The sequence below is a fragment of the Amycolatopsis sp. ATCC 39116 genome (assembly GCF_000231075.2).
In the GTDB taxonomy this organism is placed as follows: domain Bacteria; phylum Actinomycetota; class Actinomycetes; order Mycobacteriales; family Pseudonocardiaceae; genus Amycolatopsis_E; species Amycolatopsis_E tucumanensis.
This window is the reverse complement of record NZ_AFWY03000056.1, coordinates 16,684-31,189: the sequence shown is the minus strand read 5'-3', so window position 1 is coordinate 31,189 and position 14,506 is coordinate 16,684. Positions and strand designations below refer to the sequence as shown.

At 70.0% G+C, this 14,506-nt stretch carries 13 protein-coding genes; 5 read left to right on the top strand and 8 right to left on the bottom strand.

Annotated features, from left to right (window positions below; genetic code table 11):
* The first annotated feature begins 16 nt into the window (after positions 1-16).
* Together AMY39116_RS0335265 and AMY39116_RS0335260 are read left to right on the top strand one after the other, a co-directional pair.
* Complete coding sequence (locus AMY39116_RS0335265) at positions 17-1,312, top strand: cell wall metabolism sensor histidine kinase WalK (RefSeq protein ID WP_051123658.1); 1,296 nt, start codon at positions 17-19, stop codon at positions 1,310-1,312.
* Positions 1,309-1,695: a (deoxy)nucleoside triphosphate pyrophosphohydrolase gene (locus AMY39116_RS0335260; protein ID WP_020422300.1), complete on the top strand. Its 387-nt coding sequence runs from the start codon at positions 1,309-1,311 to the stop codon at positions 1,693-1,695. The genes AMY39116_RS0335265 and AMY39116_RS0335260 overlap by 4 nt, the downstream gene beginning before the upstream one ends.
* Here AMY39116_RS0335260 and AMY39116_RS0335255 read toward each other — a convergent pair whose 3' ends face one another.
* Together AMY39116_RS0335255 and trpS are read right to left on the bottom strand one after the other, a co-directional pair.
* The gene (locus tag AMY39116_RS0335255) at positions 1,696-2,190 is read right to left on the bottom strand and encodes a DinB family protein (protein WP_027936497.1); all 495 of its coding nucleotides are present in this window, start codon (positions 2,188-2,190) and stop codon (positions 1,696-1,698) included.
* Between the two features lie 65 nt (positions 2,191-2,255).
* Complete coding sequence (trpS, locus tag AMY39116_RS0335250; RefSeq protein WP_020422298.1) at positions 2,256-3,221, bottom strand: tryptophan--tRNA ligase; 966 nt, start codon at positions 3,219-3,221, stop codon at positions 2,256-2,258.
* Between the two features lie 293 nt (positions 3,222-3,514).
* On the opposite strand from trpS, the gene AMY39116_RS0335245 reads away from it, so the two are divergent.
* Complete coding sequence (locus AMY39116_RS0335245) at positions 3,515-3,814, top strand: YciI family protein (RefSeq protein ID WP_020422297.1); 300 nt, start codon at positions 3,515-3,517, stop codon at positions 3,812-3,814.
* Here AMY39116_RS0335245 and AMY39116_RS46430 read toward each other — a convergent pair.
* A complete protein-coding gene (locus AMY39116_RS46430; RefSeq protein ID WP_157358800.1) occupies positions 3,811-3,972 on the bottom strand; it encodes a hypothetical protein in 162 nt (53 codons plus the stop codon). The genes AMY39116_RS0335245 and AMY39116_RS46430 overlap by 4 nt on opposite strands.
* Before the next feature lie 137 nt (positions 3,973-4,109).
* Between AMY39116_RS46430 and typA the strand changes: the two genes are divergently transcribed.
* Entirely contained in the window at positions 4,110-6,023 is a 1,914-nt protein-coding gene (typA, locus tag AMY39116_RS0335235) for a translational GTPase TypA (protein WP_085929378.1), read from the top strand.
* Between the two features lie 195 nt (positions 6,024-6,218).
* A complete protein-coding gene (locus AMY39116_RS0335230; RefSeq protein ID WP_027936496.1) occupies positions 6,219-7,946 on the top strand; it encodes an ABC transporter family substrate-binding protein in 1,728 nt (575 codons plus the stop codon).
* Between the two features lie 270 nt (positions 7,947-8,216).
* Here AMY39116_RS0335230 and AMY39116_RS0335225 read toward each other — a convergent pair whose 3' ends face one another.
* From AMY39116_RS0335225 to AMY39116_RS0335205, 5 genes are all read right to left on the bottom strand, one after another.
* Positions 8,217-9,269: an ABC transporter ATP-binding protein gene (locus AMY39116_RS0335225; protein WP_020422294.1), complete on the bottom strand. Its 1,053-nt coding sequence runs from the start codon at positions 9,267-9,269 to the stop codon at positions 8,217-8,219.
* The gene (locus AMY39116_RS0335220; RefSeq protein ID WP_020422293.1) at positions 9,266-10,351 is read right to left on the bottom strand and encodes an ABC transporter ATP-binding protein; all 1,086 of its coding nucleotides are present in this window, start codon (positions 10,349-10,351) and stop codon (positions 9,266-9,268) included. Before AMY39116_RS0335220 ends, AMY39116_RS0335225 begins: the two co-directional genes overlap by 4 nt.
* Positions 10,348-11,286 (bottom strand): ABC transporter permease, encoded by a 939-nt coding sequence (locus AMY39116_RS0335215; protein WP_020422292.1) that lies wholly within the window; start codon positions 11,284-11,286, stop codon positions 10,348-10,350. The genes AMY39116_RS0335220 and AMY39116_RS0335215 overlap by 4 nt, the downstream gene beginning before the upstream one ends.
* Entirely contained in the window at positions 11,279-12,259 is a 981-nt protein-coding gene (locus AMY39116_RS0335210) for an ABC transporter permease (protein ID WP_020422291.1), read from the bottom strand. Before AMY39116_RS0335210 ends, AMY39116_RS0335215 begins: the two co-directional genes overlap by 8 nt.
* A gap of 167 nt (positions 12,260-12,426) precedes the next feature.
* Positions 12,427-14,178 (bottom strand): ABC transporter family substrate-binding protein, encoded by a 1,752-nt coding sequence (locus AMY39116_RS0335205; RefSeq protein ID WP_020422290.1) that lies wholly within the window; start codon positions 14,176-14,178, stop codon positions 12,427-12,429.
* Positions 14,179-14,506: the final 328 nt, after the last annotated feature.

The window sequence follows — 14,506 nt, the reverse complement described above, 5'->3', positions numbered from 1 at the left end:
GTGGGAACGCCGGTCCATGCAGTTCCGGATCACGGCGCCGGCCGCCGCGGTCACGCTCGCGTTCCTGCTCGGCCTCGCCATCGTGGCGGGGCGCGGCCTCGGTCCGCTGCGCGACTCCTCCGTCGACACCGAGCTGTCCGAGGCGCTCGCTCCCGCCGCCGCGGCCGTGTCCGCGGGGCAGCTGCCGGTGCCGCCGGACGGCGTGACTCTGCGCGTGCTCGACACCGCGGGCGCGCCGGTCGACGGCGGTCCGGCGGCCTCGCTCGGGCCGGGTGACGTGCGCGCGCTCAAGGCGGGGCAGTCGGTGACCGTGGACCGGATGCGGTGGCTGGGCTCGGTGGTGACCGCGCCGGACGGGCAGCTGCGGCTGGTCGCGGCCGGGACCGGGCTGGTGGGCCAGCGCGCGGCCGTGCACAAGGCGGCGACCTGGTTGCTGTGGGCGGCCGGGATCGGCGCGGTGCTCGCCGCGATCGCGACTTGGCTCGTGGTGCGGTTCGCGTTGCGGCGGGTGAGCCGTCTGCGCCGCACGGTTCGCGCGCTGCCGCCGGGGGAGCGGGTGCCGCTGCCCGAGGCCGACGACGAGGTGCGTGCGCTGGCGGCGGACTTCAACGCGCTGCTGGCGCGGCAGGAGGAGGCGGCGCAGCGGCTGCGGCGGTTCACCGGCGACGCCGCGCACGAACTGCGCTCGCCGGTCGCGTCGATCCGCGTGCAGGCCGAGGTCGCCGTCGCGAACCCCGATCCGGAGCTGGCGCAGGAGACGCTGGCCGACATCCTCGCCGAAGCCGAGCGGCTGTCCGCGCTGCTGGACGGACTGCTGACACTGGCGCGGTCGGACGCCGGGGAGCTGCCGCCCGCCGAAGCGGTCGAACTGCTCACCGAGGCGCGCGCGGCCGCGGACCGGCTGCCGCCCGGATCGCCCGCCGTGCGCGTCACCGGGGTGGTCGGGCAGGCGTGGGCGCACGCGGCGCACTCCGAAGTCGAGCTGGTGCTGAACAACCTGCTGCGCAACGCCTGCCGGTACGCGTCATCGCAGATCGTGGTGTCGGTGCTGCCCGGGCATTCCACGGTGCGGCTGGTCGTGGACGACGACGGGCCGGGCATCCCGCCCGAGCACCGCGACCGCGTGTTCGACCGGTTCTACCGGGTGGGCGACGACCGCGCCCGCACCTCCGGCGGCACCGGCCTCGGGCTGGCGATGGTCGCCGAAGCGGTGCGGCGGCGCGGCGGGCGGGTGTCCGTCGGCGAATCCCCCGACGGCGGTGCCCGCTTCCAGATCGTCTGGCGATCGGCCGGTAACGTCTCCACCTCGTGAAGGTGATCGTGGGAGCGGCCATCGTGCGGGGCCGGTCCCTGCTCGCCCAGCAGCGCGCGTACCCGCGCGAGGTGGCCGGGCTGTGGGAACTGCCCGGCGGCCGCGTCGAACCCGGCGAGTCCGAAGTGGACGCCCTGCGGCGGGAGTGCCGCGAGGAGCTCGGGGTGGATGTCGTGGTCGGCTCGCGCGTCGGGCCGGACGTGCCGCTGCGGGCCGGGCTGGTGCTGCGCGTGTTCGCCGCCGCGCTGACCGACGAGCGCGCCCGGCCGGAGGCGCTGGACCACAAGGCGTTGCGCTGGCTCGACGCGGACGGCCTGGACGGCGTCGAGTGGCTGCCCGCGGACCTGGAACTGCTCCCGGACCTGCGGCGGTTGCTGACCTAGTCAGCGTCCGGTTGCGCCGTCGATCAGTTCGCGCAGGATGTCGGCGTGCCCGGCGTGGCGCCCGGTCTCCTCGATCAAGTGGGTGAGGGTCCAGCGCAGGGACGGCGCCGCGCCACGCCGCCCGCCCGGTCGCGGTCCGGGCGCGGACAGGTCCGGGCAGGCGGCGATCACGTCATTGGCGCTGGCCGTGGTGTCCCGGTAGGCGAGGACGACGTCGTCGGCGCTCTCGTCCGGTTCCGGGTGGAAGGTGGCCGCCCAGTCGTGAACCGGCTCGCCGAGCAGCCAGTGACGTTCGACGTGGGTGAGGTGCTTGACGAGGCCGAGCAGGTTCGTGCCCGACGGCACGCCGGGGGTGCGGACCTGCGGTTCCGGGACGCCCTGCGCCTTCGCGACCACTGCGCCGCGCAGGTAGTCGAGAAAGCCCACGAGCACGTCCCGTTCCGCGGGCCCGGTCCTCGGCGGGCGAGCGTCGCGGCGGCGCTTGGTGGACGGCATGGCCGCCACCCTGGCACGGGCTCTCCCCGGCGGGCACGGAAATTTGCCGGATCAGCAAGCTCGGGTCACCTGCCCGCGCCGACGAGCCGCATCGCCGAAGTCAGGCGGTGCTCGCCGCGTTCGGCGGCCCGGCTCGCGCCCTCCTTGCGGATCCGCGTCAGCTCCGCCGGGTCCGCCAGCAGCTCCAGCGTCCGCTCCCGGATCGGGCGCAGCGTCTCGACCACCGCCTCCGCCACGGCCTCCTTCAGCGCCCCGTACGAGGAGAACTCCGGGGCCACGTCCGCGGGCCGCTCGCCCCGGCAGCCGGCCAGGATCTCCAGCAGGTTCGCGACCCCGGGACGCTCCTCCGGCGCGTACTCGACCCCGGTGAACCCGTCGGTGACCGCGCGCCGCACCTTGCGGCGGATCAGGTCCGGCTCGTCCAGCACGAACACCACCCCGGCCGCGTCCCGCGCGGACTTCGACATCTTCCGCGCCGGGTCGCTCAGGTCCCGCACCCGCGCGCCCGTCGGCGGCAGCACCGGCCGCGGCACCGTGAACACCTCGCCGTAGGTGCCGTTGAACCGCCGGGCCAGCGCCCGCGCCAGCTCCACGTGCTGGTTCTGGTCCTCACCGACCGGCACCTCCGCCGCGCCCTGCAGCAGGATGTCGGCGGCCATCAGCACCGGGTAGGTCAGCAGGCTCAGCCGCACCCCGGGCTGGCCGCTGCCCTTCTCCTTGAACTGGATCATCCGCGCGGCCTCGCCGTAGCTGCACGTGCACTCCAGGATCCAGGTCAGCGCGCCCAGCTCGCGGGACAGGTCCGACTGCACGAACACCCGCTCGGCGGGGATCCCGGCCGCCACCAGGATGGCCAGCATCTCGCTGGTCCGGCCGCGCAGCTTCCCCGGGTTGTGCGTGGTCGTCATGGCGTGCAGGTCGGACACGAAGTACAGGTCGTCCGGCCCGCCGTCGGTCACCCAGCGCTGGATCGCGCCCAGGTGGTTGCCGAGGTGGGTGTGGCCGGACGGGGTGATCCCGGAAATTCGCATCGGTTGCTTCCTCGGGTCGGTGGCCACCCCCGCCACGGCCCCGGGAACGACGAAGGCCGCCTGCGCGGGCGGCCTTGTCGTGGGTTTCAGCGCACGTCGGAGGGACCGCCTGCGGGCGGCCACCAGAAGTTCACGATCGTACGCACACCGGCAGCGTAGCAGCGCCCGAAAGTAATATCCACATTGCCTTCCGGAAAGCAATTCTTTGGAATGTAGAACCGCTGTTGCACAGATTACTGGCAAATGGCTGAGAATTGTTTCCCGGGGGTACTCGCCGGGGCTACCGTGAAGGTATGTACATCGTGCTGATCGACTACACGGCCCCGGTGGAGGAAGTCGACTACTACCTGGCCGACCACGCGAAATGGCTGGACCGGCACTTCCGGTCGGGCGAGTTCCTGACGGCCGGGCGGCGCACGCCGCATTCCGGTTGCGTCATCATCACGCGGCCGATGCCGCGGGTGAAATTGGAGGCGATTCTGGCTTCCGACCCGTTCCGCCTGCGCCGGCTCGCGCGACACGAAATCGTCGAATTCGGCGCCACCCGCACCGCGCCGGAACTCCGGCTGGTGAACGAGGCGCTCGCCGTCTAGGCCGCCTTCTTGATGTCCGCCTTCGCCCGCTGGAGTGCGAGGACCGGGCACTTCTTGCAGCGAGGCTTCGAGCGGCAGCACTTCTTCTTGACCTTGCCCGCCTTCATGAGCTTGCGCACGACCTTGCGCGGGTCCGCGTCCTTCTTGCCCAAAACCACCACTCCACGACTCGGGGGTGCCCTCAGGTTAGGTGAGCCTAAGTGATCATCCACCGTGGCACTGGTCACAATGTGGTACCGGGTATCCTGAACGGGATCGCGTATGCCAAAGCGGGCCCGCGATTCATCCCTTCGAAATGTTCAGGAGCCCTCGCGTGCCCACAGCTACCGCCGAGAAGGTCCGCACCGACCTCCGCAACGTCGCCATCGTCGCGCACGTCGACCACGGGAAGACCACCCTGGTCGACGCCATGCTGCGGCAGTCCGGCGCCTTCGGCGAACGTGCCGAGCTCGTCGACCGCGTGATGGACTCGGGCGAGCTGGAACGTGAGAAGGGCATCACGATCCTCGCCAAGAACACCGCGATCCGCCGCCAGACCGCCGACGGCCCGGTCACCATCAACGTGATCGACACCCCCGGCCACGCCGACTTCGGCGGCGAGGTCGAGCGCGGCCTGTCCATGGTCGACGGCGTCCTGCTGCTGGTCGACGCCAGCGAGGGGCCGCTGCCGCAGACCCGGTTCGTGCTGCGCAAGACCCTGCAGGCGGGCCTGCCGGTCGTGCTGGTGGTCAACAAGGTCGACCGCCCGGACGCCCGCATCGCCGAGGTCGTCGAGGAGACCCACGACCTGCTGCTCGACCTGGCCGGCGACATCGAGGACGCCGACCTGGACGCGGTCCTCGACCTGCCGGTGATCTACGCCTCCGCGCGGGCGGGCAAGGCGAGCCTGGAGCAGCCCGCCGACGGCGCGCTGCCGGACAGCGAGAACCTCGACCCCCTGTTCGACGTCCTGCTGCGCCACGTGCCGCCGCCCAAGGCCGACCCGGACAGCCCGCTGCAGGCGCTGGTCACCAACCTCGACGCGTCGAACTTCCTCGGCCGCATCGCGCTCATCCGCATCCACGCGGGCAAGCTCCGCAAGGGCCAGACCGTCGCGTGGCTGCGCGAGGACGGCTCGGTGCAGAACGTCCGGATCTCGGAGCTGCTGGTCACCGAGGCGCTGGAGCGGGTGCCCGCGCAGGAGGCCTCCGCCGGTGACCTGGTCGCCATCGCCGGCATCCCGGACATCACGATCGGCGACACGCTGGCCGACGTCGAGAACCCGGTGGCGCTGCCCCGGATCACCGTCGACGAGCCGGCCATCTCGATGACCATCGGCGTGAACACCTCGCCGCTGGCTGGCCGCAACGGCGGCGACAAGGTCACCGCGCGCCTGGTCAAGGCGCGGCTGGACCAGGAGCTGATCGGCAACGTGTCGATCCGCGTCCTGCCCACCGAGCGCCCGGACACCTGGGAGGTCCAGGGCCGTGGCGAGCTGGCGCTGGCGATCCTGGTCGAGCAGATGCGCCGCGAGGGCTTCGAGCTGACCGTCGGCAAGCCGCAGGTGGTCACCAAGACCATCGACGGCAAGCTGCACGAGCCGTTCGAGCGGCTCACGCTGGACATCCCCGAGGAGCACCTCGGCGCGGTCACCCAGCTGCTCGCCGCCCGCAAGGGCCGCATGGAGGACATGAGCGGGCACGGCACCGGCCGCATCAAGCTGGAGTTCGTGCTCCCGGCGCGTGGCCTGATCGGGTTCCGCACCGACTTCCTGACCGAGACGCGCGGCACCGGCATCGCGAACCACGTGTTCGAGGGCTACCACCCGTGGGCGGGCGAGATCCGCACCCGGCACAGCGGTTCGCTGGTCGCCGACCGGTCCGGACCGGTCACCTCCTACGCGATGATCCAGCTCGCCGACCGCGGCACGTTCTTCGTCGAGCCGGGCGCCGAGGTGTACGAGGGCATGGTCGTGGGCGAGAACCCGCGTGCCGAGGACCTCGACATCAACATCACCAAGGAGAAGAAGCTCACCAACATGCGCTCCTCCACCGGCGACGAGCTGGAGCGCCTCGCGCGCCCGCGCAAGCTGGGCCTGGAGGAGGCGCTGGAGTTCTGCGCCGCCGACGAGTGCGTCGAGGTCGCGCCGAACGCGGTGCGGGTGCGGAAGGTGACGCTGGAGATCACGCAGCGGGCCAAGGAGCGTTCGCGCGCCAAGTCGCGCGGCTGAGTTCGCCGGGCCGGGGGACGTCCATCGCGGTGGGCGTCCCCCGTTCCGTTTCCGGGGGGAACCACGACACGCTCAGCAACGTCAACCTTTCGGCGGTACCTGATCCGGTGACAGCGAGTCCCGGCCGGTCTGGCAATCTCGGTACCGCGGCTACAGGCCTTGTGACACCATCATGGGCTCATCAGGGGAGGCAGCGTGCGGGGAAGCGGTAAAGCGGCGGCACTGGTCACGGTGCTGCTGACCGCACTGGCCGCCTGCACCAGCACCCCGCCGCCGCCGGTCGTGACGTCGCCGGTGGCCCAGTCGTCGAGCCCCGCGGCGCCGACTGCGTCGCAGATCGTGATCGGCGTGGACGACATCGCGGGCGGTTACAACCCGCACAACCTGGCCGACCAGTCCACGATCACCACGGCGCTGTCGCAGATGCTGCTGCCGTCGGTGTTCCGGCCCGACGCCAACGGCGAGAACCAGCTCGACACCACGCTGATGCGCTCGGCCGAGGTCACCTCGACCGACCCGTTCACGGTCACCTACCTGATCCGGCAGGACGCCTCGTGGTCCGACGGCGCGCCGATCGCGGTGGAGGACTTCGTCTACCTCGCCGAGGCCATGCGCGACCAGCCCGGTGTCGTGCAGCCCGCCGGGTACCGCCTGATCAGCAACATCCAGCCCAGCGAGGGCGGCAAGGGCGTCCAGGTGACGTTCTCCGAGCCGTACCCGGGCTGGCAGACGCTGTTTTCGAACCTGCTGCCGCAGCACCTGCTGAAGGACGCGCCGGGCGGCTGGCAGGGCGCACTGCAGGACAGCTTCCCGGCCTACGGCGGGCCGTTCTCGATCAAGACGCGGGACAACGCGCGCGGCGAGATCATCCTGGAGCGCAACGAGCGCTACTGGGACAAGCCGGCCGCGGTCGACCAGATCGTGCTGCGCCGGTCCGACGCCACCGGCCTGGCCGGCGCGCTGCGCAGCGGCAACGACCAGTTCGTCATGTCCCGCACCGACAGCGCCGGCCTGAACCAGTTCCAGGTGCTCGGGCCGAGCGTCCAGCTGGCCACGGTGGCCAGCCCGCGGGTGGCCGAGGTGCTGTTGCGCCCGGCGAACGGTCCGCTGGTGGACGACCAGGTGCGCGAGGCCGTGTCGGCGATCATCGACCGGAACAAGCTGATCGACGAGGGCACCGGGGGCGGTCCGTCGGCCGCCCTGCGGGCCGACGCGCAGGTGCGGTGGCCCTCGCAGGCCGGTTACGCACCGACGATCCCCGCCGGTTACGGCGTACCGGACCCGGCGAAGGCGGAGTCGCTGCTGACCGCGGCGGGCTACGTCAAGGAGGCCGGGATCTGGCGCAAGGACGGCAGGGCGCTCACGCTGGTCGTCGCGTCGCCGGGGCAGCAGGAGCCCTACGCGAGCATCGCGAAGGAGCTGAGCAACCAGCTCATCGCGGCCGGCATCCAGGTGAACACGCTGAACGCCCAGCCGCGGGACCTGTTCGCCAACCTGCTGGCGTTGCCGGTGAGTCAGGGCTCGACCGCCCCGACGGGCAACTCCGGCGCGGTGGGCGTCGACATCGCGGTGGCGCCGCTCCCGGTGGGCGGCGACGCGGCGACGGTGCTGGCGTCGACGTTCGGCTGCCGCCCCGGGCAGTCCACGCCGTCGGCGAACGTGGCCGTGATCCCGGCGAACCCGGCCGCCGTCTGCGACGAGAACCTGCAGACGACGATCGAAGAGGCGCTGACCGGGGAGAAACCCCTGGCGGACGCGCTGGCCGAGCTGGAGCCGAAGCTGTGGGCGCAGCACACGGTGCTGCCGTTGTTCCAGCTGGCCGACACGCTCGCCACGGGACAGGGCATCTCCGGGATGACCGCGGGCCCGCCGCTGCTGGGCCCCTTCAGCGAAGCCGTGAACTGGACCCGCAGCCCCCGCTGACCCCGCAACGACGAAGGCCCCCGGGCGGAACCGGGGCCTTCCTCTCGCACGAAACAGACCACAACCGCCACCCGGCAACGCCACGCACCAACCCCTTCGAGCCACCCCTCTCCCGCAACCCGATCCCCAGCCCAATCGGTTGCCGAGCCACCGGGTCAAGGCACGCTTTCCCGCCTTGACGCGGTGTCTCGGCAACCGAACACTGAAAGATCGGGTTCGGGAGGGACTCTCTCGATCGGGGCGTAGCGAAGCGAAGCCGGCGATTGAGAATCAGATCAACTGCCGCGCCCGCGCGTAGTGGCAAGCCGCCGGGTGGCCCTGCCCCCGGTCGACGAGCAACGGCTCCTCGTCGATGCACTTCGAGCGCTCCGCATCCGTCAGCTCGTTCGCGAACTTCGGGCACCGCGTGCGGAACCGGCAGCCGCTCGGCGGGTTCGCCGGGCTCGGCACGTCACCGGTGATCACGATGCGCTCCCGCGAGCGCTCCTTGCGCGGGTCGGGCACCGGGATCGCCGAGATCAGCGCCTGCGTGTACGGGTGCGCCGGGTTCTCGAACAGCTCCTCCGACGGCGCCGTCTCGACGATCTTGCCCAGGTACATCACCGCGATGCGGTTGGCGATGTGCCGGACCACGGACAGGTCGTGCGACACGAACAGGTACGACAGCCCGAACTCCGACTGCAGGTCCTGCAGCAGGTTCAGCACACCGGCCTGGATGGACACGTCCAGCGCCGACACCGGCTCGTCCAGCACCAGCAGCTTCGGCTGCAGCGCGAGCGCCCGCGCGATGCCGATGCGCTGCCGCTGGCCGCCGGAGAACTCGTGCGGGTACCGGTTGCCGTGCTCGGGCCGCAGGCCGACCGTGGCGAGCAGCTCGCGCACCCGCTCCCGGCCGCCCTTTTCGTACAGGTTGTGGATCCGCAGCGGCTCCGCGATGATCTCGTTGACCGGCATGCGCGGGTCGACCGAGGCGTACGGGTCCTGGAACACGATCTGCATCTGCCTGCGCAGGGACTGCATCTGCTTGCGCTGCAGCTTGCTCAGCTCGGTGCCCTCGAAGAACACCTCGCCCGCGGTGGCCGGCTGCAGGTTCAGCACCACCCGCGCGGTGGTCGACTTGCCGCACCCCGACTCGCCGACCAGCGCGAGCGTCTCCCGCTCGTAGATGTCGAACGACACCCCGGACACGGCCTGGACCTCGCCGATCTGACGCCGGATCAGCCCGCCGCTGCGCACCGGGAAGTGCTTGACGACGTTGCGGGCCGACAGCACGGGGGTCCGCTGGTCCTGCTCGGGCAGCACGCCGGCTGCGCTCTCGCTCATTCGGTCTTCTCCCCGGGGGTCACCGCGGCCACCGCGTCGACGTCGTCGACCGAGGTGGGGTTGAACAGATCAGTGGCTTCGCGGCCGGCCAGCTCGTCGCTGAAGTGGCAGGCCGCCTTGTGCAGACCGTCGGTGGTCGGCGCGAGCACCGGCTCCTCCCGGTCGCAGATGTCCTGCGCCATCGGGCAGCGCGGGCTGAACGGGCAGCCCGGCGGCATGTTGACCACCGAGGGCGGCGAACCCGCGATCGGGGTGAGCCGGTCGGTCTTGATGTCCAGCCGCGGCAGGCTGCCGAGCAGGCCCAGCGTGTAGGGCATGCGCGGGGTGTAGAAGATGTCGTCGACCGTGCCGGCCTCGACCACCTTGCCCGCGTACATGACCTGCACCCGGTCGGCCTGCCCGGCGATGACGCCGAGGTCGTGGGTGATCAGCACCATCGCGGCGCCGGTCTCCTGCTTCGCCGCCTGCAGCGCGTCCAGCACCTGCGCCTGCACGGTCACGTCCAGCGCGGTCGTCGGCTCGTCGGCGATGATCACCTCGGGCCGGTTGGCGATCGCGATCGCGATCACCACGCGTTGCCGCATACCGCCGGAGAGCTGGTGCGGGTACTCCGTGGCCCGCTGCTGCGGGTTCGGGATGCGCACCAGGTCCAGCAGCTCCACGGCCTGCTTGCGGGCCACGTCCTTGCGCACGTCGTGGTGCGCGGTGATGGCCTCGGCGATCTGGTCGCCCACCGGGTAGACCGGGTTCAGCGACGTCATCGGGTCCTGGAACACCATCGCGATGCCGCTGCCGCGGACCCGCGTCATCTCCTTCTCGGACAGCTCCAGCAGGTTGCGGCCCTTGAAGTTGATCGTGCCCCTGACGCGCGCCGAGCGGGGCAGCAGGCCCATGATCGCCAGCGAGGTCACCGACTTGCCGGAACCGGATTCACCGACGACGCCCAGCACCTCACCGCGGCCGAGCTGGTAGCTCACACCGCGGACGGCCTGAACCAGGCCGTCGTCGCTGGGGAACTGGACGGTGAGGTCCTCCACCGAGAGGACGGGGTCGGCCGTCGTCTGGGAGTCGAACGAGGTCATGCGCGCACCTTCGTCTGCTGGGGGTCGAACGCGTCGCGGAGCCCGTCCCCGATGAAGTTGATCGTCAGCGCGATCAGGATGATGAACAGGCCCGGGAAGTAGAACAGCCACGGGCGGGTGTCGACCGCCGTCTGCGCGCTGCTCACCAGCAGGCCGAGCGAGGTGTCCGGCGGCCGCACGCCGAAGCCGAGGAACGACAGCGCGGTCTCCAGCAGGATGCCGATGGACACCAGGATCGTCGCGTTCACGATCACCGAGCCGAGCGCGTTGGGCACCAGGTGCCGGAAGATGATCCGGCCGTCACCGGCGCCGAGCGCGCGGGCCGCCTCGATGAACTCCTTCTCCCGCAGCGACAGCACCACGCCGCGCGCGACGCGGGACACGTAGGCCCAGTACAGGCCGGCGATGACGACCGCGATCAGCCACCAGCTGCCGCCCGCGTTGTGGCCGAGCACGGCGGCGACGGCCAGCAGCGGCAGGGTCAGCACGAGGTCGGCGATGCGCATCAGGACGGTGTCGATCCAGCCGCGGTAGTAGCCGGCGACCGCGCCCCAGATCGTGCCGACGACCGTGGAGAAGATCGCGACCAGCACGGAGATCTGCAGTGAGATCTGGGTGCCGCGGAGCACCTGGGCCAGCATGTCCTTGCCGACCGCGTCGGTGCCGAACGGGTGCGCCAGCGACGGCGCCTCGGAGTTGTCCGGCGTGATGTCCTCGGGCCCGTACTTCCAGAGCCAGCCGCCGACGTAGGCCAGCAGCACGATCACGATCAGCAGGATCAGGCTCGCCACGGCCAGCCGGTGTTGCATGAAGCGGCGCAGGACCAGCTGGAACTGGCCGCGCTCCTGGACGGTGAACTCGCGCTCGACGGTGCCCTTGGGGCTGTCCTGCAGCTGGGCCGTCGCGGTGGTTTCGGTGGTCGAAGGCTCAGGCATGGCGGATCCTCGGGTCGAGCACGCCGTACAGCAGGTCGGCGACAAGGTTGAACAGGATGACGAAGGTCGCCGAGATCAGCAGCCAGGCCTCGACGGCGTAGACGTCGCTCTGGGCGATGGCGTCGAGCAGGAACGTGCCCGCGCCCTGCCACTGGAACACCTTCTCGGTCACGACGGCGCCGGAGATGATGGACGCGAGGTCCAGCGCGGTGACGGTGGTCAGCGGGATGAGGGCGTTGCGCAGCGCGTGCCGCCGCATCACGACGCCGCGGGACAGGCCCTTGGCGCGGGCGAGCCGCACGTAGTCGCTGTTGAGCACCTCGAGCATCGATCCGCGCTGGAAGCGGCTCCAGGAGGCGTAGGAGATCAGCGCCAGCGAGATGGTCGGCAGGATCATGTGCCCCAGCACGTCCGTGAAGTGGGCCCAGAAGCCGCCCTTCACGTAGATCGAACTCGCGCCGATCGTGTAGAAGACCTGGTCGCCGACGGCGTTGTTGATGTTGATGCCGGCCTGCTTCAGGAGCACCGCGAGCCAGAACGCGGGCATCGACAGGAAGAGGAAGCCGAAGAAGGTGGCCGTGTAGTCCAGCTTGGAGTACTGCTTCACGGCGCTGACGGCGCCGACGACGATCGCCAGGATCAACGCGATGACCATCGCGAGGAAGATCAGGCGGAACGTGACGCCGAAGCGGGAGATGACCTCGGAGCCGATGTCCATCGTCGAGTTGACGGACGGGCCGAAGTCGCCGCGGAAGATGCCGGTGATCCAGTTCCAGTACCGCTCCATCAGCGGCTGGTCCAGGTGCAGCCGGTGGGTCTCGGCGGCGATGGTCTGCGGTGGCGGTGGCGGATTTCGGGTGATGAGGTTGCTGAGCGGGTTGGCCGACAGCGACACCATCACGAAGACGACGAACGTCGACAAGATGAGGATCGGCACCGACACGAGCAGCCGGCGCAATGCGAAGGCGAGCATGGAGGTCTTCCTGCTGAAGTTCGACCAGCACGCCGCTCGTGACGGCGGAACCGGGCGGCGCGACCTGTCTAGTTGTGGTGGTTTTGTGCGGTTAGGGGGTGGGGGAGACCGGCGTCGCCGGTCTCCCCCACCGAATTACTTCTCAGTAATGTACTCCGGTCAGGGGGTCAGCCCTTCCGGATGCCCCATTCCTGCATGTTGTAGACCGGCCCGTCGAGGGTCGAGTTGTTGCGGATGTTGGCGATGTTGTCGTACGACGCGATGAAGGTCGGCTTCTGGTACAGCGGAAGCACGTACGCGTCGTCGGCCATGATCTGGTCGGCCTGGTTGAGCAGTTCCGCCGCCTTGGCCTGGTCGGTCTCGGCGTTGGCCTGCGCGATCAGGTTGTCGACCTGCGGGTTGGAGTACTCGCCGTAGTTGCTCTCCGAACCGGTGGTCCAGTTCTGCTGAGCACCGGAGAACGGGAACGGCGAGGCGACCCACGCGAACACGATGATGTCGAAGTCACCGTTGCTGGTGGTGTCACCGAGGTCGTCGGTGGGGATGATGTCCACCTTGACGCCCAGCTGGCTGGCGGCCTGCTGGAACAGCTCGCACTCGTTCTGGCGGATCTGGTTGCCCACGGTGTAGCGCATCCGCAGGGTCGGCACCGCCGCGCCGCTCGGGTCGATCAGCTGGTCGCCCTGCAGCTTGTAGCCGGCCTCGGTGAGGATCTGCTTCGCCTTGTTGATGTCACCCGTGCCCTGGCCGGTGGACGAGATGACGTCCTTGTAGCCCTCCTGGCCCGGCATGAAGTTGTGGTTCTGCAGCGGCTTCACCTTGTCGGTGAACTGGCCGACGGTCTTGTTGATGATGCCCTGGACGTCGACCGCGGTGTAGAGCGCCTGGCGCAGCGCCTTGTTGGCCAGCGCCGGGTTCTTCAGGTTGAAGTCGAAGTGCTCCCAGGTCAGGCCGAGGCCGATGTAGGAGGACACGTTCGGGATGTTGCGCACCTGGTTGACCAGGTCGACCTGCGGCTGCGGGTAGATGACCTGGACCTCGTTGTTCTGCAGGGCCGTCGGCTCCTGCGAGGCGTCGGTGATGATCCGGAAGATCACGCGCGACAGCTTCGGCTTGGCGCCCCACCACGCGGGGTTCGGCACCATGGTGACCGACACGTTGTTCTGGAAGTTGTCGATCTTCCACGGACCGCCGGACCAGGTCGGGACGGTCTCGCCGAACCACTTGTACGACTCGGCCAGGCCGGCCGGGGTGTTCAGGTCACCGTGCTGGGCGGCCAGGTGCGCGGGGTACATCGCACCGGTCGAGCTCCACAGGACCTTCCAGTCGGTGAACGGGTTGGTGAAGGTCACCGTGACCGTCTTGCCGCCGTCCGAGCCCACGACCGAGGCGATCCGGTCGTAACCGGAGGTGCTGGCGGGGGCGCAGTCCGGGCAGTCCTTGCCGTTCTGGACCTTCCAGTTGTAGATGAAGTCGTCCGCCGTGATCGGCGTGCCGTCGGACCACACGGCCTTCGGGTTGATCTTGTAGACCACCGTCTGCGGGTTCGTGCTGGTGATGTCGGCCGAGGTCACGAAGTCCGTCGCCAGCGTCGGCTTGAGGTCCGGCGTCGTGTAGAAGGTGTAGGGCAGGATGCCCTTGGTCACCATGCCGGTCTCGAAGACGTTGCCCTCACCGGACGTGACGTTCCAGTTCGGGATGTTCTTCTCGATCGCGAAGGTGACGTCACCGCCGTCCTGCAGCTGGTCAGCGGCGGCCGAGTTGCACGCGTTGGCGTTGGCGTCGCACTCGGCGAAGGCCTGGCCGGTCTGCACACCGCTGTTGTCACCACCGCCGCCGCCACACGCGGCGAGGACCAGCGCGGCGGTCGCGGCGAGCGCGCCGATTCTGGCGGCACGTGACTTGGTCTTCCCTAACATTCATTCTCCTTGCTCGACGCCGTCGTGGGTAGCGAGGCGGCCTCGTCCTGTGGCGGCGAACTGTCGAGGTGATCGAGTTTGCCCACCGTAGTCGTGCAACCTAGGCAGCGGAACAGCCGAGACGGCCACTCAGCGTGAGATTGTGATGGAACAGTGACGCGCGGTCCCTCACTCGAACGGGGGACGAGTGTCGCCGTTCGTGGCCGCCGGTCCTGCCCACCGGATCTCGGTGCACGGGCACCCCTTCTTGGATTTCCCCTGCTACGGCGCGGTGCGTAGCTCGGGGGAGAATAACCGACGCGTCCCACTTTGTGGACCCCACGAAAGG